General features: G+C 70.2%; 19 protein-coding genes. 13 read left to right on the plus strand and 6 right to left on the minus strand.

The window, feature by feature from the left end; all coding sequences use genetic code 11:
* Positions 1–2: 2 nt before the first annotated feature.
* Both ACTWPT_RS14265 and ACTWPT_RS14270 read right to left on the minus strand, forming a co-directional pair.
* A complete protein-coding gene (locus ACTWPT_RS14265; RefSeq protein ID WP_443177825.1) occupies positions 3–1,061 on the minus strand; it encodes a hypothetical protein in 1,059 nt (352 codons plus the stop codon).
* A complete protein-coding gene (locus ACTWPT_RS14270; protein ID WP_443177826.1) occupies positions 1,061–2,128 on the minus strand; it encodes an LLM class flavin-dependent oxidoreductase in 1,068 nt (355 codons plus the stop codon). The genes ACTWPT_RS14265 and ACTWPT_RS14270 overlap by 1 nt, the downstream gene beginning before the upstream one ends.
* A gap of 94 nt (positions 2,129–2,222) precedes the next feature.
* Here ACTWPT_RS14270 and ACTWPT_RS14275 point away from each other — a divergent pair, with 94 nt between their 5' ends.
* A complete protein-coding gene (locus ACTWPT_RS14275) occupies positions 2,223–2,708 on the plus strand; it encodes a hypothetical protein (protein WP_443177827.1) in 486 nt (161 codons plus the stop codon).
* A gap of 260 nt (positions 2,709–2,968) precedes the next feature.
* Here ACTWPT_RS14275 and ACTWPT_RS14280 read toward each other — a convergent pair whose 3' ends face one another.
* Positions 2,969–3,913 (minus strand): acyl-CoA dehydrogenase family protein, encoded by a 945-nt coding sequence (locus tag ACTWPT_RS14280; RefSeq protein WP_443177828.1) that lies wholly within the window; start codon positions 3,911–3,913, stop codon positions 2,969–2,971.
* A 133-nt stretch (positions 3,914–4,046) separates the two neighbouring features.
* Between ACTWPT_RS14280 and ACTWPT_RS14285 the strand changes: the two genes are divergently transcribed.
* Positions 4,047–4,718, plus strand: coding sequence for a hypothetical protein (locus tag ACTWPT_RS14285; protein WP_443177829.1), 672 nt, complete (start codon positions 4,047–4,049; stop codon positions 4,716–4,718).
* Between the two features lie 93 nt (positions 4,719–4,811).
* The gene (locus tag ACTWPT_RS14290; protein WP_443177830.1) at positions 4,812–6,554 is read left to right on the plus strand and encodes a proline--tRNA ligase; all 1,743 of its coding nucleotides are present in this window, start codon (positions 4,812–4,814) and stop codon (positions 6,552–6,554) included.
* A 233-nt stretch (positions 6,555–6,787) separates the two neighbouring features.
* On the opposite strand, the gene ACTWPT_RS14295 is transcribed toward ACTWPT_RS14290, so the two are convergent.
* Entirely contained in the window at positions 6,788–7,225 is a 438-nt protein-coding gene (locus ACTWPT_RS14295; RefSeq protein WP_443177831.1) for a ferritin-like domain-containing protein, read from the minus strand.
* Positions 7,222–7,758, minus strand: coding sequence for a hypothetical protein (locus ACTWPT_RS14300; protein WP_443177832.1), 537 nt, complete (start codon positions 7,756–7,758; stop codon positions 7,222–7,224). Before ACTWPT_RS14300 ends, ACTWPT_RS14295 begins: the two co-directional genes overlap by 4 nt.
* 220 nt (positions 7,759–7,978) lie before the next feature.
* Here ACTWPT_RS14300 and rimP point away from each other — a divergent pair, with 220 nt between their 5' ends.
* From rimP to truB, 8 genes are all read left to right on the plus strand, one after another.
* On the plus strand, positions 7,979–8,464 hold the full coding sequence (gene rimP, locus ACTWPT_RS14305) for a ribosome maturation factor RimP (protein WP_443177833.1): 486 nt from the start codon (positions 7,979–7,981) through the stop codon (positions 8,462–8,464).
* A 12-nt stretch (positions 8,465–8,476) separates the two neighbouring features.
* Complete coding sequence (gene nusA / locus ACTWPT_RS14310) at positions 8,477–9,481, plus strand: transcription termination factor NusA (RefSeq protein ID WP_443177834.1); 1,005 nt, start codon at positions 8,477–8,479, stop codon at positions 9,479–9,481.
* On the plus strand, positions 9,465–9,764 hold the full coding sequence (locus ACTWPT_RS14315) for a YlxR family protein (protein WP_443177835.1): 300 nt from the start codon (positions 9,465–9,467) through the stop codon (positions 9,762–9,764). The genes nusA and ACTWPT_RS14315 overlap by 17 nt, the downstream gene beginning before the upstream one ends.
* Before the next feature lie 125 nt (positions 9,765–9,889).
* A complete protein-coding gene (infB, locus tag ACTWPT_RS14320; RefSeq protein WP_443177836.1) occupies positions 9,890–13,015 on the plus strand; it encodes a translation initiation factor IF-2 in 3,126 nt (1,041 codons plus the stop codon).
* Positions 13,016–13,135: 120 nt separating this feature from the next.
* Positions 13,136–13,432: a DUF503 domain-containing protein gene (locus ACTWPT_RS14325; protein ID WP_443177837.1), complete on the plus strand. Its 297-nt coding sequence runs from the start codon at positions 13,136–13,138 to the stop codon at positions 13,430–13,432.
* Between the two features lie 39 nt (positions 13,433–13,471).
* A complete protein-coding gene (rbfA, locus tag ACTWPT_RS14330) occupies positions 13,472–13,918 on the plus strand; it encodes a 30S ribosome-binding factor RbfA (RefSeq protein ID WP_443177838.1) in 447 nt (148 codons plus the stop codon).
* Positions 13,915–14,955, plus strand: coding sequence for a DHH family phosphoesterase (locus tag ACTWPT_RS14335; RefSeq protein ID WP_443177839.1), 1,041 nt, complete (start codon positions 13,915–13,917; stop codon positions 14,953–14,955). Before rbfA ends, ACTWPT_RS14335 begins: the two co-directional genes overlap by 4 nt.
* A gap of 52 nt (positions 14,956–15,007) precedes the next feature.
* Positions 15,008–15,880 (plus strand): tRNA pseudouridine(55) synthase TruB, encoded by an 873-nt coding sequence (gene truB, locus ACTWPT_RS14340; RefSeq protein ID WP_443177840.1) that lies wholly within the window; start codon positions 15,008–15,010, stop codon positions 15,878–15,880.
* 137 nt (positions 15,881–16,017) lie between these two features.
* Here the strand turns inward: truB and ACTWPT_RS14345 are convergent, their stop codons facing one another.
* A complete protein-coding gene (locus ACTWPT_RS14345) occupies positions 16,018–17,037 on the minus strand; it encodes a TRM11 family SAM-dependent methyltransferase (RefSeq protein ID WP_443177841.1) in 1,020 nt (339 codons plus the stop codon).
* A gap of 82 nt (positions 17,038–17,119) precedes the next feature.
* Between ACTWPT_RS14345 and ACTWPT_RS14350 the strand changes: the two genes are divergently transcribed.
* Entirely contained in the window at positions 17,120–18,046 is a 927-nt protein-coding gene (locus tag ACTWPT_RS14350) for a bifunctional riboflavin kinase/FAD synthetase (RefSeq protein ID WP_443177842.1), read from the plus strand.
* A gap of 393 nt (positions 18,047–18,439) precedes the next feature.
* Positions 18,440–18,709, plus strand: coding sequence for a 30S ribosomal protein S15 (rpsO, locus tag ACTWPT_RS14355; RefSeq protein WP_195896693.1), 270 nt, complete (start codon positions 18,440–18,442; stop codon positions 18,707–18,709).
* The last annotated feature ends 242 nt before the right edge of the window (positions 18,710–18,951 follow it).

Genomic DNA, 18,951 nt, shown 5'->3' on the forward strand with positions numbered 1-18,951 from the left:
CCTCAGGTGATGAGAGCTCGATCCCGGCCCAGGTGGTGGCCGCGCAGGTCGGTCACCGTGGCGGGGCGCGGCGTGTCGGCGACGTCCTGGGCGATCTCTACGGTGATCGAGATGGGGGTCAGCGCCCGGATCGCCTGCTGGATCCTCGAGCGCCACATGGGGTTGCCGACCAGGCTCTCCCGGTTGAACGTCACGGTGAGCACGGCCGCGTCCAGCGTGCCCTGCCTGCTGATCTGCAGGTCCCAGCCGGCCACGCCGTCGATCTTCGACAGCGCCTTCTCGACCCGCGGCAAGGCCAGCCATACGCCTCTGACCAGTACGTGCTCGCCCACGGTGTGCGCGGGCGCCGGAATGCCGTCGCCGGCCCCGGCCACCTGTCCGGTCCTGAGCACGGCGTCGCCGAGCGTCGAGTGCCCCTGCGGGGTGACGACCAGCTCGGCCAGCTCCGCATGCGCGTCGGGGTCGGCGTCCTTGGCGAGCGCCGCCAGCCCCAGCACGCCGTCCGCCAGCGGCGTGAGCGGGTCCTCCTCGGCCGCCCGCCAGGCCAGTGCCGTGCCGCCGAACGGGCTCGCGTACACCTCCGTGACTCGCGCCGCGAACTCGCCGGCCAGATGGCCGAGCGTGCGTTTCGAGGCGATCTCGCCGGTCAGGACGATGTTCCTGAGCCCGAGGTCCAGCGGGTCCAGGAGGAACTCCAGGTGCAGGCGGGCCAGGAAGTCCATCGCGCCCGTGGGGGTGGCCACCAGCGTGGTGGCGCGCAGCGCGGACAGCGCGTGGTGCAGCCGCATCCGGCCGCGCGGCCCCACGTCGGCGGCGGCCTGCGCCACGTCGGCCGCGGCGGCGGTCCACAGCGCACCCGCGGGTTGGGCGAGTGCCACCGCCACGCGGTCCCGGTCGCCGACCCCGGCCGCCCGCAGCGCCGCCGCGGTCAGCCCGGCGGCGGCCGTACGGTCGTCCTGGCTCAGCGGGAAGACGCTCGACACATCAGGAGAGACGAGCAGGAGCCCTTCGGCGGTACGCGCGGCGGCCCCGAGATCGTCGCGGGTCAGCCAGCGTGCCATCAGCGCACCACCTCGGTCATGAACAGCGTCATCGACTCGCACACCTGCTCGTGCGCCAGCCCGCCGACCTGGGCCTGGATGATGAGATCCGTGGCGCCGGCCTCGGCGATCCTGGCCAGGGCCTTGCGCGAGCCCTCCACGTCGTCGACCACCACCATCAGGTGCTCGCGCAGCGTGGCCATGGCCTCGTCGGGCGGCAGTCCGGCGGCGAGCTGGCCGAGCACGCGGTGCGTGGCGTGGCGGGCGTCGTAGTAGTCGGGCGGGGTGACGAGGTTGACCTGGCGGCGGATGTACCACAGGACGGCGTCGGCGGCCGTGGCATTGGCCTCGTCCCGCGTGGGGGCGGCGAACCAGGGGATCATGAGGGCGACCCGGCGGCTGGACGGGTCGAAGCCGTGCTCGCTCAGGCACTCCCGGTACCGCGCGATGTCGGCGGCGACGTCGTCGATGCCCTTGAGCATCGTCATGCCGAGCAGGTTGTATCCGTGCTTGGCCGCCGCCAGATACCCCTCCAGGGAGGTGGAGGCCACCCACACCGGCGGATGAGGCTCCTGGACCGGCCGCGGATAGACGGCCACGTCGGGGATCTCGAAGAACTCGTTCGACCGGCTGATCGGCTCGCCGTCGGCCCGCCAGATGGCCAGCGTGGCCTCCAGCGAGTCCTCCCAGATCTGCCGGGACTTCTCGAATGGCCGCTGGAACGCCTGGTACTCCAGTGGCGAGGCCCCGCGTCCCGTTCCGAACTCCACCCTGCCGCCGCTCAGCACGTCCAGCGTGGCGACGCGCTCGGCCGTGCGGATCGGGGACTGGAACGGCAGCAGCACCACTCCGAGCCCGAGGTGGATGCGCTCGGTTCGCTGGGAGATGGCGGCCAGGACCAGGTCAGGGGCGGAGGAGTGGGAGAAGCCTCTGGTGAAGTGGTGCTCGACGAACCAGGCGGTGTCGAAGCCCAGCCGGTCGCCCAGAACGACCTGGTCGACCACGTTGTGGAACGCCTGTTGCTCGACTTCGCGGGCGCGCCCGCGGACCTCCAGTTCGTACCCCAGGCTGATCCGTAGGGACGTCATCGCGCCTCCGGCACAGTAGGAAACCAAGCGCTCGCTTGGTAGAGCGTATCAGCAGCGAACACTTGCGGGAAGGGCACGGGCGCGATCAGAGTGGATGCCTGTGAAGCGAAAGCACGCGCTGAGGCGGCCGAAGGACGCGACGGTCCCCGATCACGGCGACGACGGCCTCTCGCTCACGAGTGCCCGCCGGTACGAGGCGTTCGGCCGGGTCATGGCCGCGCTGGCGACCGAGGCGGACTTCATCGAGTCGTGCCGCGACCTGACCTGGTGGCGGGGGGCCGATCACAGCTGGCACATCGAGTGGCGCGACGGGCCGTACGCGTCGGAGGTGGCCTTACTACTGGCCGAGCAGGTGCGAGACCCCGACTACGAAGGCTCGCTCGTCACCGAGGCGGGTCCGGGCAGCGACGGCTCGGCCGTGCTCGACGTGATGGGCGTGCGGTTCGAGTTGCGCGCGGTCGACCCGATGGGCCGGGCCACCGTACGCTCCCGGCCCGGCTTCTGGCGCCTGGCCGAGGCCCTCGACACCAGCCGCCGCACCAACACCCGCCACCCTTGGGAGGAACTCCTGGGCGGCTGACCCACTCAGGCCGCCCACCCTCCACGGCCGCCCCCATGCCGTGGGCACAACCCTCCGCTGCGGCCAGCCCCATGTCGTGGGCACCCCTCCGCTGCGGCCGGCCTCCTGCCGTGGGCACACCCCTCCTCTGCGGCCGACCCCATGCCACGGGCGTCCGGGTCCTTCGAAGGGGTGGCCTCACGCCATGGCCACCGACGTTCCTCCTGCAAAGGACCTCCACCCGAACATCACACTGACTTCGGCAAGGCCGGTGGCCGGGATCAGGCGGGTGGCCCGAAGACGTGCCCCGCCAGCCGGGCGCGGTGGGCCTGGGGCGGGCAGAAGAGCTGCGCGTCGGACGTGGCCCGCTTGAGGTACCGGTGCGCCGGGTGCTCCCACGTGATCCCGATCCCGCCGTGGACCTGGATGTTCTCGCCCGCCGCCGCCAGATAGGCCTCCGTGCAATACGACCCCGCGATCGCCGCGAACATCCCGTCCCGCGCCGCCGCCAAGGCCGCCGATCTGGCCGACTCCACGAGCAGCAGCACGTCGGCCAGCTTGTGCTTGATCGCCTGGAAGGATCCGATCGGCCGCCCGAACTGGTGCCGCCGCTTGGCGTGCTCGACCGCCATCTCCAGGCAGCGTTGCGCCCCGCCCACCTGCTCGGCGGCCAGCGCCGCGATGCCGAGGTCCCGCACCCGGGTCCATGACCCGCCGTCGCCGAGCGGTCGTGCCGGCTCGCGGTCGAAGGTCAGCCGCGTCAGCGGCCTGCTCTCGTCCATCGTCGGGTACGGCTCCCGCCGCGTGGGCACGGCCTCGACCAGCAGCCCGTCGACGTAGAGCAGCACCAGCTCGCCCTCCAGCGCGTACGGCACCACCCCCGCGAGCAGGTCCCCCTCCAGCCGCAGCTCGCCGTCACCCGGCAGCACCACGGTCGCGGTCGCGGCCCCTTCGGCCAGCGCCGCCAGGAGGTCGGACGCCCCGCACGCGGCGGCGGCCTCGACGGCCATCACCGCCGACTGCAGGAACGGATGCGGCGACAGGACCCGGCCCAGCTCCTCCGCCACGGCCGCCATTTCGGCCGGCCCGCATCCCGCGCCCCCGTGCTCCTCGGGTGCGAGCAGTCCCGCGATGCCTACGTCCCGCGCGAACTCCTCCCAGGATGCACCTGGGCGGCCGGCGAGGTAGTCGCGGACAACGGCGCGGAGCTCATCGGGAAGCGACACGGACTCATGCTAACCAAGCGATTGCTTGTCTTGGTAAAGGAATGACCGAAATTTGCCTTTTCTGTACGGTCGCATAATCTGATGGCGGTCTGCCCTATAGGTCTCCGGGGGAGGGTTTGACCAGGGAATGGAGATGAACAACACCGCCATCGAGTACGCCGACTTCGCCGAATACGACCGGCGGCAGCGCGGCATCGAACGCCATCTGGTCGCGGCTTTCTCAGGAGGATTGCTGATCGGCCTCATCGGCATGCTCATCTCCGGCCGCGGCCCCGAATGGCTCGGCCAAGTCTACGAGCCGTACGCGTACCTTGCCTTGTCCCTGGTCGTCGGGGTCACCGCGTCGGGGTTCGGATGGGCGTTGCTGACCACGTTCCTGGCGGCCGTGTCCACGCTGGTAGCCGCCATGGGCGCCGGAGCGCTCCGCGGCGACGTGGCCTTCGACGTCATCGGCGGCAGCGCCGCCGGGCTCAACTGGATGCTCGCCCTCCTTGTCGGCCTGGGCCTGCTGGCGTACGTCACCCGCAGGAACGACGCCTGGGGCGACCTGGCGGCAGGCGCGGTCGGCGCGGCGCTGATCGCGGACGTCGTGGACCGGGCGACACCTGGCTTCATCGGCAGCGAGCAGTCGTTCTGGCCCCTGCCTGCACTGGTCGTCGGGCTGCTGTCGGTCGCACTGGTGCTTGTCCTGCGCAGGAACGCCCGCGCCCGGGTCCGCGCGCTCGCCCTGTCGGCGGTCTTCGTCGGCGTGTTCACGGTCTGCCTGGCCGCCTTCGTCTCCGGCTGGATACCCTTGGCGGTCTGACGACGCAGGGGTGGAGGTTTAACACCGAGCGAGCCGCTGCTCCGACTCGATAGCCTGTAATCCTCCAGACCGAGGTTCGAGCAAGGAGTAGCCGTGTTGCTGCGCATGTCGTCGTTGTTTCTTCGCACCCTGCGGGACGACCCGGCAGACGCGGAAGTGCCGAGCCACAAGCTCCTGGTCCGCGCCGGCTACGTCCGCCGCGTGGCGCCGGGCATCTACTCCTGGCTGCCCCTCGGCAAGCTCGTCCTGGAAAACGTCACCAGGATCGTCCGCGAGGAGATGAACCGGATGGGCGCCCAGGAGGTGCTCTTCCCCGCCCTGCTGCCCCGCGAATACTACGAGGCCACCGGCCGCTGGACCGAATACGGCGACACGCTGTTCAGGCTCCAGGACCGCAAGGGCGCCGACTACCTCCTCGGGCCCACGCACGAGGAGCTCTTCACCGACATGGTCAAGGGCGAATACTCCTCCTACAAGGACTATCCGGTCACGCTTTACCAGATCCAGACCAAATACCGCGACGAGGCCCGGCCGCGTGCAGGCATCCTGCGGGGCCGCGAGTTCCTCATGAAGGACTCCTACTCCTTCGACCTCGACGACGACGGGCTCAAGCGTTCCTACGAGCAGCACCGCGAGGCGTACATCCGGACCTTCGACCGGCTCGGCATCCGCTACAAGATCGTGTTCGCGCAGTCGGGGGCGATGGGCGGGTCGGCGTCGGAGGAGTTCCTCGCGCCCACGCCGACCGGCGAGGACACGTTCGTGGCCTGCCATTCCTGCGGGTACGCGGCCAACGCCGAAGCCGTCACCACGCCCGCCCCCGCCGCCCGCTCGTACGAGGACGTGCCGGCTCTGCGGGTCATGGACACTCCGGATACTCCGACCATCGAGACGCTCGTCTCGTACGTCAACGAGCATCACGGCCTGTCCGTCACCGCCGCCGACACGTTGAAGAACGTCGTCGTCAAGATCACCACGCCCGGCTCGGACAAGATCGAGACGCTGGTGATCGGCGTGCCCGGCGACCGCGAGGTGGACTTCAAGCGCCTGGAGGCAGCGCTGGCGCCCGGCGAGCCCGCCATCTTCGAGGCCGCCGACTTCGCCAGGCACCCCGGGCTCGTCCGCGGCTACATCGGGCCGCAGGTCCTGCGAGAGCTGGGCATCCGCTACCTCGTCGACCCGCGCGTGGCCACCGGCACCTCCTGGGTGACCGGCGCCAACGAGCCGGGTAAACACGCCGCCAACGTGGTCGCAGGCCGCGACTTCACCCCTGACGGCACGATCGAGGCCGCCGAGGTGCGCGCCGGCGACCCCTGCCCTCGCTGCGGCGCGGAGCTGTCCATCGACCGCGGCATCGAGATCGGCCACATCTTCCAGCTCGGCCGTAAATACGCCGACGCCGCCGGCCTCGACGCGCTCGGCCCGGACGGCAAGCCGATCCGCATCACGATGGGCTCGTACGGCATCGGCGTCTCACGCGCCGTGGCGGTCATCGCCGAGCAGGCCTACGACCCGCTCGGCCTGGTGTGGCCCCGCGAGGTCGCGCCCGCCGACGTGCACATCGTCGGGACCGGCAAGGAAAACCAGGTGGAGGCTGCCCTGAAGCTGGCCGGCGAGCTGTCCTCGCGCGGCGTGCGTGTCCTGGTGGACGACCGGCCGCAGGTGTCGCCCGGCGTCAAGTTCAAGGACGCCGAGCTGCTGGGGGTGCCGACCATTGTGGTGGTCGGGCGCGGACTGTCGCAGGGTGTGGTGGAGCTCCGGGACCGGGTCTCGGGCGAGAAGTCGGAGATCCCGCTGGCGGAGGCCGCCGACCGCGTCACCGCCACCATCGCCTGACACCCCGCCCGAGCACTGGCGCACACCGGATCCCGCACGTAGGGACCCGGTCGGCGCCTCTGCGCGTAGAACCTGCACGGTCCGCCCGATCACGCCTCACCGTGCACACCGGCCAGGGGCCCCTGGTCCTCTCCGACGTGCCGACCGCCACCAAGGGCACCTGGCGCGGAGTGGTACGGGTCCTTCACCGCAAGGTAGGAGGGAATCTCCTCCGTTCACCGGAGGAGATCACTTCAATCTCCGTGCTGTGCCGCGACGGGCATGCCGGGGAACGCGGGCGGCTGGGCGGGGCGGAAGGCATAGGCACGGGTGACCGCCTCCTGCATGGCCAGTGCGGCGTAGCGGCGCAGCGACATGTCCTGTGCGGCCGCCAGCTCCAGGTAGGCGGCCGTGACACCGTTCTCCAGGTGCACGGCCAGTTTGGCCGCCAGCGTGGCGTTGGAGGGGAAGAACGGCAGCGCGTAGGACGCGTCGGGCTCGACCGGCCGGCCGCCGCGCGTCGTGATCAACCCGCGCAGCTGGTCACGGCGCGCCCGGTGGGCGTCGAAGGCCGCACTCATCCTGTCCCGCAGCGACCCGGACGTCCGCGCGCCCAGCAGCCCGTACGCGAACAGCACCGCATGCTCGGCCGCCAGCGCCTTGCGCAGCTTCTCGACGTCGTCGGCGTTCACAGCGACCTCGGCAGGGCGATGGCGTGGGCGGCCTCGCAGGCGCCGATGCTGGCGATGAGCTGGGCCATCCCGGGCGAGACGGTCGCGAGCTGGCGCGCCCGCAGCGCGGCCGCCTTACGCTCCAGGCTGCGCAGCCGCGCCAGCGACACTTCCGGTGTGGCGGTGGCCGTGGGGGACGACGACGCCGAGGCGGTGACGGTGCCGGACGCCGAGGCGGCGGGGGGCGGCGATGCGGAGGCCGCACCGGACGATGACGCGGAGGAGCTGGTCGCGACGTGCTTGCGCAGCGCGTTCAGATGGGCCTGGTGACGATCCCTGAAGGGGACCAGTTTGCGCGCCCCGCTCGCGATCATGGATGAGTAGAGCGCGATCGTACGCTCCTTCTCGGCGATCAACTCTTTCACCAGACGCGTCTCGGGGGAGTCCGGAGCCTGCGCGGGCGGCTGCGGCGGCGGGCCGGAAGCGTTGCAGGCGGTGAGAGCGGCCGCTCCGCTCGCCAGCAAGACCCGCCGGGAGAGGTGACGCGGACGCACGGACAGGAACCTCCAGGAATACGGGACCCGGATAGCATCGTACGGGCTCATGCCCGCGATCGCTGTACGCGACGCTCGCCACTCGAGCGTGCCGAGTGGCGCTCTTTCCGTGCCCTCGTACGGATAGGGTGTCAACTGTCGTCGCTGGCTGCGCAGCCAGGCGGCGGAGAGCCAGAGGCGAGGTCCGCCCGGCTGAGACATGACAATAGGGGAGGTCGATATGGGCAGCGCATCACCCCGCGACCACCTGATAAAGCTCCTGGAGCCCGTGGTCAGCGCGGAGGGTCTCGACCTGGAGGACATCACCGTCACCCAGGCAGGCAAGCGACGGCTGCTGCGCGTGATCGTCGATCGCGACGGCGGCGTGAGCCTCGACGACGTGGCCGACGTGAGCCAGGCCGTCTCTGCGGCGTTGGACGACGACGACTCGATGGGCCACGCGGCTTACACGCTGGAGGTCTCCTCGCCTGGTGTCGACCGCCCTCTCACCGAGCCGCGCCACTGGCGGCGTGCGGCCAAACGCCTGGTGAAGGCCGAGATGAGAGACGGCACCGAGGTGGAGGGCCGGATCCTGGCCGCGGACGAGAGCGGCGTCGACCTCGACGTCGCGGGCGCCGCGCGCCGGCTTGATTACGAAGACCTGACCCGGGGACGGGTGCAGGTGGAGTTCCGCCGAATCGACGACGTCGACGGCGACGAAGGCTAAGGGGGAGCCGCCGTGGACATCGACATGAGCGTCCTGCGCAGCCTGGAACGTGAAAAGGACATCTCCTTCGACCTGGTGGTCAAGGCGATCGAGGACGCGCTGCTGATCGCGTACTTCCGGACCGAGGGTGCGGCCTCCAAGGCGCGTGCCCAGCTCGACAGGAGCAGCGGTCACGTGACGATCTGGGCGGCCGAGCTCGACGAGGAGGGCGAGGTTGTCAGGGAGTTCGACGACACGCCCAACAACTTCAGCAGGATCGCCGCCACCACCGCGAAGCAGGTCATCCTGCAGCAGCTGCGCGACGCCGAAGACGAGATCAACTTCGGCGAGTACGCCAGCCGCGAGGGCGAGCTGGTCTCCGGAGTCATCCAGCAGGGCAAGGACCCGCGCGTGGTGCTGGTCGACCTGGGCAAGATCGAGGCCGTGCTGCCGCACGCCGAGCAGGTGCCCGGCGAGGAATACGTGCACGGAGAGCGCATCCGCGCCTACGTGGTGCAGGTGAAGAAGGGCCACAAGGGCCCCTCGGTCAGCCTGTCGCGCACGCATCCCGGGCTGGTGAAGAAGCTGTTCGCGCTGGAGGTCCCGGAGATCGCCGACGGCACCGTGGAGATCGCCGCGGTGGCGCGCGAGGCCGGACACCGTACGAAGATCGCAGTCAGGTCGCGCAAGCCCGGCGTCAACGCCAAGGGCGCGTGCATCGGCCCGATGGGCTCGCGCGTGCGCAACGTGATGACCGAGCTGCACGGCGAGAAGATCGACATCATCGACTGGTCGGAGGATCCGGCGGAGTTCGTCGGGAATGCTCTGTCGCCCGCACGCGTTTCCCACGTCGAGGTTCTCGATTTGGAGGGGCGTGTCGCTCGAGTCATCGTTCCCGACTACCAGCTGTCGCTGGCCATCGGGAAAGAGGGGCAGAACGCCCGGCTGGCCGCACGGCTCACGGGATGGCGGATCGACATCCGGCCCGACACCCAAGCGGAAGATGCCGCCGGTTCCGTAGATGCGTCAACACGGTAAGCTGGAATATGGTGGCCAAGCGGCCCCACAGCGCACGTGTGTGGGCTGCAGGGTTCGCACGGCTAAGACCGAGCTGCTCCGCCTGGTGCGGGTTGAGGATCATGTGGTCCCTGACCTGCGAGGACGGCTTCCTGGCCGCGGTGCATCGCTGCATCCGTCCTTGAGCTGTCTGGAGCTCGCCGAGCGTCGCCGGGCGATTCCGCGCGCGTTTCGCGTGCCGGGACCGCTCGACCTGTCGCCCGTGCGGGCGCACCTGGAAGGAGAACCACGAAATGTCATGTAGGACGCCGAGTTGATGGGCGGAGTCAGATTGCTATGAGCGCCTGATGAGCACGCGGCGATGAAGACGTCAAGGTAGCGACGGTCCGGACGGCACAGCCAGCCTCCCGGGCCGAGTAAGGGAGTGCAGTGGCGAAGGTCCGGGTATACGAGCTCGCTAAGGAGTTCGGCGTAGAGAGCAAGGTCGTCATGGCCAAGCTCCAAGAGATGGGAGAGTTCGTCCGATCGGCGTCCTCGACCATCGAAGCGCCGGTGGTCCGCAGGCTCACCGAAGCTCTGGGCGCATCCAAGGGTGGGCCCTCTAGGGGCGGCGGACAGCCGTCCCACAGACAGCAGCCGCCGAAGGCTGTTCCCCGGCCGGCAGACAGCCAGGCCGGCAACGGCACCGCACAGGCGCCGGTTCCAACTGTTCCGCGTCCGGGTCCGGGTCCCAAGCCGGGTCCCGCTCCGCGTCCGGGTCCCGCGGGCGGCGGTCAGCCGCGCCCGCCGGTGCCCATGCCCCAGCAGCAGCAGCAGCAGCCTCAGGCTCCGCGCAGTGAGACGCCTCCGGCTCCGCAGGCTCGCTTCGAGAGCGGCGCCCCTGCTCGGCCGACTCCGAGTCCGCGGCCCAGTCCCGCCCCTCGCCCGGGTCCCAAGCCCGGCCCAGGTCCTCGTCCGGGTCCTGGAGGCGGCGGTTCCACGCAGGCCCCGCGTTCCGGCGCGCCTGCAGGTGGCGGCGGTCCGCGTCCCGGTCCGGGACCGAAGCCGGGTCCGCGTGGCCCGCGTCCGGGCAACAACCCGTTCTCGTCGACCGCCAGCGGCATGGGCCAGGCCCGGCCGCCGCGGCCGGGTGGTCACCAGCGCGACGGCGGTGGCCCCGGCCAGCGCGAGCGCCGCGACGGCCCGCCGCGTGACGGCGCGATGCCGCGTCCGCCGCAGAGCCGTGGAGGCGGCGAGGGCAGGCCCGCTCCTGGGCCGCGGCCCGGCCCGCCCTCCGGCGGTTCGCGTCCGGGTCCCGGAGCAGGCGGTCCCCGTCCCGGTGGCCCGCGTCCTAACCCGATGATGATGCCCCAGGGCCGTCCCAGCGGTCCCGGCGGCGGCGGTGGCGGCGGTGGCGGCGGTGGCCGTCCCGGCGGTGGTGGCGGCGGTGGCCGTCCCGGTGGCGGTGGCGGCGGCGGTCGTCCCGGTGGCGGTGGCGGCGGTGGCCGTCCCGGCGGCGGTGGCGGCGGCTTCGCCGGCCGTCCCGGTGGTGGCGCCGGCACCGGTCAGCGCACCGGCACCGGTGGACCCGGTGGCGGTGGCGGCTTCGGTGGTCGTCCTGGCGCCGGTGGCCGTGGCCGTGGCGGTGGCACCGCGGGAGCCTTCGGGCGTCCCGGCGGCCGTCCCGCTCGTGGCCGCAAGTCCAAGCGCCAGAGGCGCCAGGAGTTCGACAACATGTCGGCGCCGGCGATCGGCGGCGTGCAGGTCGCTCGCGGCAACGGCGCGACGATCCGCCTGCCGCGCGGCGCGTCGCTGTCCGACTTCGCCGACCGCATCGGCGCTAACCCCGCTGCGCTCGTGCAGATCATGCTGCACCTCGGCGAGATGGTGACCGCGACCCAGTCGGTCAACGAGGAGACGCTGCAGCTGCTCGGCGCCGAGCTGGACTACAACATCCAGGTCGTCAGCCCGGAGGAGGAGGACCGCGAGCTTCTCGAGGCCTTCGACATCGAGTTCGGCGAGGACGAGGGCGACGAGGCCGACCTGGCCGCGCGTCCGCCGGTCGTGACCGTCATGGGTCACGTCGACCACGGTAAGACCAAGCTGCTCGACGCCATCCGCAAGACCAACGTGGTGGCGCGCGAGGCGGGTGGCATCACCCAGCACATCGGCGCTTACCAGGTGTCCGCCGAGCACGAGGGCGAAGACCGGAAGATCACCTTCATCGACACCCCGGGTCACGAGGCGTTCACCGCCATGCGTGCCCGAGGCGCCAAGTCCACCGACATCGCGGTGCTGGTGGTCGCGGCCGACGACGGTGTGAAGCCGCAGACGATCGAGGCGCTCAACCACGCCCAGGCGGCCGACGTGCCGGTTGTGGTCGCGGTCAACAAGATCGACAAGGAAGGCGCGGACCCCAACAAGGTGCGGGCCCAGCTCACCGAATACGGTCTGGTGGCCGAGGAATTCGGCGGTTCCACGTTGTTCGTCGACATCTCGGCGAAGAACGTCACCGGCATCGAGAACCTGCTCGAGGCCATCCTGCTGACCGCCGACGCCGAGCTCGACCTGCGGGCCAACCCGACGATGGATGCTCAGGGCATCGCGATCGAGGCACACCTCGACAAGGGCCGCGGCCCCGTCGCGACCGTCCTGGTCCAGCGCGGCACGCTGCGGGTCGGCGACTCGATCGTGTGTGGCGAGGCCTTCGGCCGCGTCCGCGCGATGCTCGACGACAACGGCGACGCGGTCGAAGAGGCCACGCCGTCCCGTCCGGTCCTGGTGATGGGTCTGACGGCAGTGCCGAGCGCCGGTGACAACTTCATCGTCGTCACCGACGACCGGATGGCCCGCCAGATCGCCCAGCAGCGCGCGGCGCGCAAGCGCAGCGCCGACATGGCGAAGTCGAGCCGTCGCCGCACCCTCGAGGAGCTGTTCAGCGACCTCGAGAAGGGCCGCGTCGACGAGCTCAAGCTCATCATCAAGGGTGACGTGTCCGGTTCGGTGGAGGCGCTGGAAGACGCTCTGCTCAAGATCGATGTCGGCGACGAGGTCAGGCTCCGTGTCCTGCACCGCGCGGTCGGCGCGATCACCGAGTACGACGTCAACCTGGCCGTCGCCGACGACAACGCGGTCATCATCGGCTTCAACGTCCGCCCCGAGCCTCGGGCGCGCGACCTGGCCGAGCGCGAGGGCGTCGACATCCGCTACTACTCGGTCATCTACCAGGCGATCGAGGAGATCGAAGCGGCGCTCAAGGGCATGCTCAAGCCCGAATACGAAGAGGTCCAGCTGGGCACCGCCGAGATCCGCGCGATCTTCAAGGTGCCGAAGATCGGCAACATCGCCGGTTCGGTGGTCCGCTCGGGCAGGATCGTGCGCAACAGCAAGGCGCGCCTCATCCGCGACGGCGTCGTCGTGGCCGACAACCTCACCGTCTCCTCGCTGCGGCGGGAGAAGGACGATGTCACCGAAGTCCGCGAGGGCTTCGAGTGCGGCATCGGCGTCGGCTACAGCGACATCAAGGAAGGCGACACCATCGAAACCTTCGAGATGCGGGAGAAGCCGCGAGACTGACGCGCGGCATGGCGCCCGGCGGGACATCCGCCGGGCGCCTCTCGCACGTCCTGGCCTGGTCCCCACCGCAGCAGGCCGGTCGTGCGTCCACCACACCAGTCCAAGCGGTGGTAGCCAACGATGTATGTGGGTGCTCTGACCCTGGACATCCTGCTCGGCGACGTGCGTTCGCTGAAGCAGAAGCGCTCTGCCGTCCGGCCTCTGATCGCCGAGCTGCAGCGACGTTATCCCAGCATCGCGGTGGCCGAGACCGGTCATCTCGACCTGCATCGCAGGGCTGAGATCGGCGTCGCAGTCATCTCCGCCTCCGCGGGTAACTGCAAAGAGGTGATGGACGCCTGCGAGCGGATGGTGGCCTTCCGCCCTGAGATCGAGCTGCTGTCGGCCAGGCAGCGGCTCTACCACGACGAAGATTGAACGACAGCACGGCCAGGTCGTGCGTGAGGGGGAGCGAACATGGTGGATGCCGCACGAGCGCGCAAGCTCGCCGACCGCATCCAGCAGATCGTCGCCGAGATGCTGGAGCGCCGGATCAAGGATCCACGCTTGGGCTTCGTCACCGTGACAGACACACGCGTCACCGCTGACCTGCGTGAGGCGACGGTCTTCTACACGGTGTTCGGCTCTGAGGCCGAGCGCGCCGACAGCGCGGCAGCCCTGGAGAGCGCCAAGGGGATCCTCCGCTCTGAGGTCGGCCGCCAGACCGGCGTGCGCTTCGCCCCGACGCTCGCCTTCAAACACGACCCGCTGCCCGACAGTGCCCGCCACCTCGACGACCTCATCAACGCCGCCCGGGAGCGGGACGCCGAGGTCGCGCGGCAGGCCCAGAGCGCCGCGTACGCGGGCGAGGCGGATCCTTACAGGAAGCCCGACGAGGGCGAGGACGAGGACGAGTCGGCGTGACGCCCGACGTACGAGACCGGGCCGACCGGCCGGCACGGGTCGAGTCCCGCAACGGCGTCGGCGGTGGCGCGATACCGGAGAGCGCCTGGAACCGGGCGCTGCACCTGATCGGGCAGGCCGACGAGGTCGCGTTGGTCTGCCACGTGACGCCCGACGGCGACGCGCTCGGCTCGATGCTGGCCGTGGCCTTCGTGCTGCGGTCGATGGGCAAGCGGGTCGTGGCGTCGTTCGGCGACCGGCCGTTCGCGGTGCCGCGGCTGCTGCGGTTCCTGCCCGGGCAGGAGATGCTGGTGCCGCCGGAGGAATACCCGGCCGCGCCGGAGCTGGTGATCTCGTTCGACTCCTCGACGTTCGAACGGCTGGGTCCGCTCGGCGACAACACCGCCAGGGCGCGCGAGGTCATCGTGGTGGACCACCACCCGTCCAACGCCGGGTTCGGCACGCTCGGGCTCATCGACGCCAAAGCCGCCGCCACCGCGATGCTGGCCGAACAGCTCATCTACCGGCTGGGCGGGCGGCTCGACCGGGACATCGCCACGTGCCTGTACGCGGGCCTGGTGACCGACACCGGCTCGTTCCGCCACTCCTCGACCACGCCGGCCGTTCACCAGATGGCGGCCAGGCTCGTGGCGACGGGGCTGCGTACCGACGAGATCGCGCGCGAGCTGTGGGACCGCTCGCCGTTCAGCTACCTCAAGGTGCTGGCGGCCGCCCTCGACCGGGTGACGCTGGAGGGCGGGCTGGTGTGGACGTACGTGACGCGGGTGGACCGGGCCGCATACGGGCTGCCGTATGCCGAGCTTGAGGGCATCATCGACATCGTGCGGCGCACTGACGAGGCCGAGGTGGCGGTCGTGCTCAAGGAGGACGACCAGGGCGCCTGGCAGGTGTCCATCCGGTCCAAGGGCACCGTCGACGTGGGATCCGCGTCCGCTGCCCTGGGCGGCGGCGGGCATCACAACGCGGCCGGCTACACCTCGCACGCCACCGTGGAGGAGACCATGGCCGCCTTCAAACGCGAGCTGGGGATGGCGTGACTGCCACCGGACCAGGCGGAATGGCGTTCGTACGAGGGCAGGGGATGGCTTGATGGCCGAGAGCGGTCTGATCATCGTCGACAAGCCGGCCGATTGGACGTCTCACGACGTGGTGGCCAAGATGCGGCGCATCGCAGGCACCCGCCGCGTGGGGCACGCCGGCACGCTCGACCCGATGGCGACGGGCGTGCTGGTGATCGGCGTGGAGAAGGCGACCAGGCTGCTCGGGCACCTGACGCTGACCGAGAAGGTCTACGACACCACGATCAGGCTCGGCGTCAGCACCAACACCGACGACGCCGAGGGCGAGGTGACCGCCACCGCCTCGGCGGCCGGCGTGACGATGGCCGAGATCCACAAGGGCGTCGCCACGCTGACCGGGGAGATCATGCAGATCCCGCCCCAGGTCAGCGCCATCAAGGTGAACGGCCAGCGGGCCTACAAGATGGCCCGGGCGGGCGAGGAGGTCGAGCTGTCGGCCAGGCCCGTGACCGTGCGGGCGTTCGACGTGCTGGACATCAGGGCCCACGACGACGTGGTGGACGTGGACGCGGTCGTGACCTGCTCCAGCGGCACCTACATCCGCGCGCTGGCCCGCGACCTGGGCGCTTCGCTCGGGGTAGGTGGGCATCTGACGCGGCTGCGGCGCACCCGGGTGGGCCCTTATGACCTGTCGCTGGCCAGGAGCATCGAGCAGCTTGCCGAGGAATGTGTGATCCTGCCGATCGGGGAGGCGGTGGCGGCGGCGTTCCCGCGCAGGGACGTGACGGCTGAGGAGGCCCGCGTCGTCGCGCACGGCGGGCGGCTGCCCGCGACCGGCCTCGGGAAGGGCCCGATCGGCGTGTTCGGGCCGGAGGGGGAGCTGCTCGCGCTGGTCGAGGAGCAGGGCAGGACCGCCAAGCCCATCGCCGTCTTCGCGGGCTAGTCCCCTTCCCGCGCTGGCTGCGTCCGTTGTACGTCAGCCGCTCTCGGATCCGGCCTGGCCCCAGAGGGGACCTCCGCCGACCTCGGCCCCTTCGGGCAGGCGCACCGGGCGGGCCACACCGGGCGGGCCGCGATGCCTCAGGCGGGTTTGTGGGCGACGATGATGTCGCGGACGATCGCCTGATCCACCCAGTGCTCGAAGTCGGGGTAGTCCATCACCTGGAGACCGGCCGCGGTGAGGATCTCCGCGAGGTCGGAGCTCTTGCCGCCGTAGGTGTTCCAGGCGATGCCCATCGCACCGCCAGGACGCAGCAGCTCGGCCCAGACGGGCACCGCCTGGCGCAACAGCTCCAGAGGGCTGCGGGACAGGCCGGAGCCGCCCTTGCTGCCGTGCTGGACCCCATAGGGGGCGTCGGTCACCAGGACGTCGAACGAGCGGGGCTTGAAGAACTCGCGGCTCTTGAGGGTGTCGGCGTTGACCATGGTCAGGTGGTGTACGTCACCCGCCTTGACCGCCTCCTTCGACAGCCCGAACGTGACGTTCAGCCGCCGCCCGGCCAGGGCCCGCTCGCGGCGTACCGGCACGGTCTCGGCGGTGTGCTTGAGCCGCTTGTTACGCAGCCAGGTCTTGATGAAGCCGGAGTACGCCTCGAAGTCCTTGCCGTCGACGTCGATCCCGTAGGCGTCGTAGCCGTACATGAGGGCCTGGTTGAGGGTCGTGCCCCGGCCGCTCAGCGGGTCGAACACCGACAGCCGCTCGCCCAGCCCCTTGTCCCCGGCCAGCGCGGTGACGTTGAGCAGCAGCTTGGTGAAGTGCTCGTTGGTCTTGCCGGCGTATTTCTGGATGGTGATCAAGTCGCTGCTCAGCCGGTCGAGCGGCTGCATCCAGAGCGGCCTGAGCAGCTCGCCCTCGGTCCCAAAAATTGCGTAAACCGAGGAAAGATTGGACAAAAGCGAAATATCCGGCTGGGTGAGCGGTTCCGCCGTGTCGAACGTCACGTACGGCACGCCGCCGATCGTGGTCTCCTCGCTGCCCAGCACTTCACCCTGCAGTGCCCGCGTGCTGAAGACCGCCAGCTCGCTCCTCGTCAGCCGGACGGAGCTCTCACCGTAGACCCGGTTGAAGGCAGGCAGGATCAGAAGCGCGTATCGAGGCATGATGTCCGATCCTATCCCCCTCGGTTGCAGGGAACCGTGACGCGCGTGGCAGGCTTGTGGGGGATTGATCCGCCACGAGCGAATGGGGCCTAGCGTGCAGGGTTCGGGAAGGTCTGTCGTCACCATCGGCGTGTACGACGGGGTCCACCGCGGGCACCAGCGGGTTGTCGAGCGGGCCGTCGCCGTTGCCAGGGAGCAGGGGCTGCGTGCGGTCGCCGTCACGTTCGAGCCGCATCCCGACGAGGTCGTGCGGCCCGGGTCGCATCCGCAGCGGCTGACGAACCCCAGGCGCAGGGCCGAGCTGCTGAGCGGGCTGGGGGTGGACGAGATCGACGTGGTGGAGTTCACGCTCGAGTTGTCGCGGACCAGTCCGGCGGACTTCGCGCAATCGGTGCTGGGCGAACGGGCGCGGGCCGCCGTCGTGGTGGTAGGAGAGGATTTCGTGTTCGGGGAGGGTGCGAGCGGCGACGCCGAGACATTGCGGACGCTGGGCGATAAATACGACTTCGAGGTAGAGGTCGTGCCCATGCTCGACGGCGTCTCGTCCACCGCCATCCGCGAGCGCATCGTGGCCGGCGACGTCGAGGGCGCGGCGGCGGCGCTCGGGCGGCCGCACCGGGTTGAAGGCGTGGTCGTCCGCGGCTACCAGCGGGGGCGGCAGCTGGGCTTTCCGACCGCGAACGTCGAGACGCAGCAGCACACGGCGATCCCCGCCGACGGGGTTTACGCGGGCTGGCTGGAGTGCGTGCCCATGGCCAACCTGCCTGCCCTGTACGCGGGGGAGCGGTGGCCGGCGGCGATCTCGGTCGGCACGAATCCGACGTTCGAGGGCGTGCCGCGGACGGTGGAAGCGTACGCGCTGGACCGGGACGACCTGGAGCTGTACGGGGTGCACGTGGCGGTGGACTTCGCCGCCCGCCTGCGCGGCAACACCCGCTTCGAGTCGATCGACGCTCTCATCGCCCAGATCCACGCCGACGTCGACGCCACCCGGCGACTCACAAGATAACCCTATTTCTTTCTTTTACGCGTTGCCGTGGTTGGCCAACCGCCGTCGACGGCTTGCGTCTGTCCAGGGGAACGGCCTCTGACCGGTCAGTGGCGCGCCGCCGTTACGGCGCGCACGGGCACTGGCTTCCGTGGTTTCAGTCGTGGGCTTACGGCGCGCACGGGCACTGGAGGAGTCCGCTCCCCGCGCCTACCGGCGGCTGGTCGCGCGCCACACGTCCGGTGCCGGGCGGGAACACCCGAGCACCCGGCCCTAGGTGGTAACCTTGCATGTCGGCTATGTAACGGCGGCGCTGTGCGCTGCCCATGACGGCCTTCATGCGGCGACTGTAGGCACGCACGGTCGTTCGCGCTTTCGACACATTAGCGCGTGCCCGTAGATTGAAGGAGAGCCGTGTCCCTCGACACCGCTGCCAAGAAGACCATCATCGGCGAATACGCGACGACCGAGGGTGACACCGGGTCGCCCGAGGTGCAGATCGCGCTGCTGAGCAAGCGCATCAGCGAGCTCACCGAGCACCTGAAGACGCACAAGCACGACCACCACAGCCGTCGTGGCCTGCTTCTGCTCGTCGGTCGCCGGCGCCGCCTGCTGAAGTACCTGCAGAAGGTCGACATCCAGCGCTACCGTTCGCTTATCGAGCGGCTCGGTCTGCGCCGATAACATGGAAAGGGAGCGGCGCGCGCCGCTCCCTTCTTCATATGGGTAGAGCCCATATGAAGCAGGCGCGCGGGGACGTGAAACGGCTCCACCGCCTTACAACTGAAGATTCCGAGACACACAGCCCCCGCGTCCGCTCAGCACCATGCGACCCGCGACGCCTGCGGGCCGGTCCTCGGTAGTGGCTTCCGGTGGGTGACAGCACGTCTGACTGTGACATTCAACCGGGCGCTTCGATCGAAGAC

Origin of the sequence: Nonomuraea sp. 3N208 (assembly GCF_052245935.1) — a bacterium.
Lineage (GTDB): Bacteria > Actinomycetota > Actinomycetes > Streptosporangiales > Streptosporangiaceae > Nonomuraea.

Coding starts and splice junctions, on each gene's coding strand:
- rimP (WP_443177833.1), top strand. CDS start 7,979: ATGGGCAGCGCATCACCCCGCGACCACCTGATAAAGCTCCTGGAGCCC.
- ACTWPT_RS14285 (WP_443177829.1), top strand. CDS start 4,047: ATGAACAACACCGCCATCGAGTACGCCGACTTCGCCGAATACGACCGG.
- rbfA (WP_443177838.1), top strand. CDS start 13,472: ATGGTGGATGCCGCACGAGCGCGCAAGCTCGCCGACCGCATCCAGCAG.
- ACTWPT_RS14325 (WP_443177837.1), top strand. CDS start 13,136: ATGTATGTGGGTGCTCTGACCCTGGACATCCTGCTCGGCGACGTGCGT.
- ACTWPT_RS14345 (WP_443177841.1), bottom strand. CDS start 17,037: ATGCCTCGATACGCGCTTCTGATCCTGCCTGCCTTCAACCGGGTCTAC.
- ACTWPT_RS14270 (WP_443177826.1), bottom strand. CDS start 2,128: ATGACGTCCCTACGGATCAGCCTGGGGTACGAACTGGAGGTCCGCGGG.
- ACTWPT_RS14275 (WP_443177827.1), top strand. CDS start 2,223: ATGCCTGTGAAGCGAAAGCACGCGCTGAGGCGGCCGAAGGACGCGACG.
- ACTWPT_RS14265 (WP_443177825.1), bottom strand. CDS start 1,061: ATGGCACGCTGGCTGACCCGCGACGATCTCGGGGCCGCCGCGCGTACC.
- truB (WP_443177840.1), top strand. CDS start 15,008: ATGGCCGAGAGCGGTCTGATCATCGTCGACAAGCCGGCCGATTGGACG.
- ACTWPT_RS14350 (WP_443177842.1), top strand. CDS start 17,120: ATGGGGCCTAGCGTGCAGGGTTCGGGAAGGTCTGTCGTCACCATCGGC.
- ACTWPT_RS14315 (WP_443177835.1), top strand. CDS start 9,465: ATGCGTCAACACGGTAAGCTGGAATATGGTGGCCAAGCGGCCCCACAG.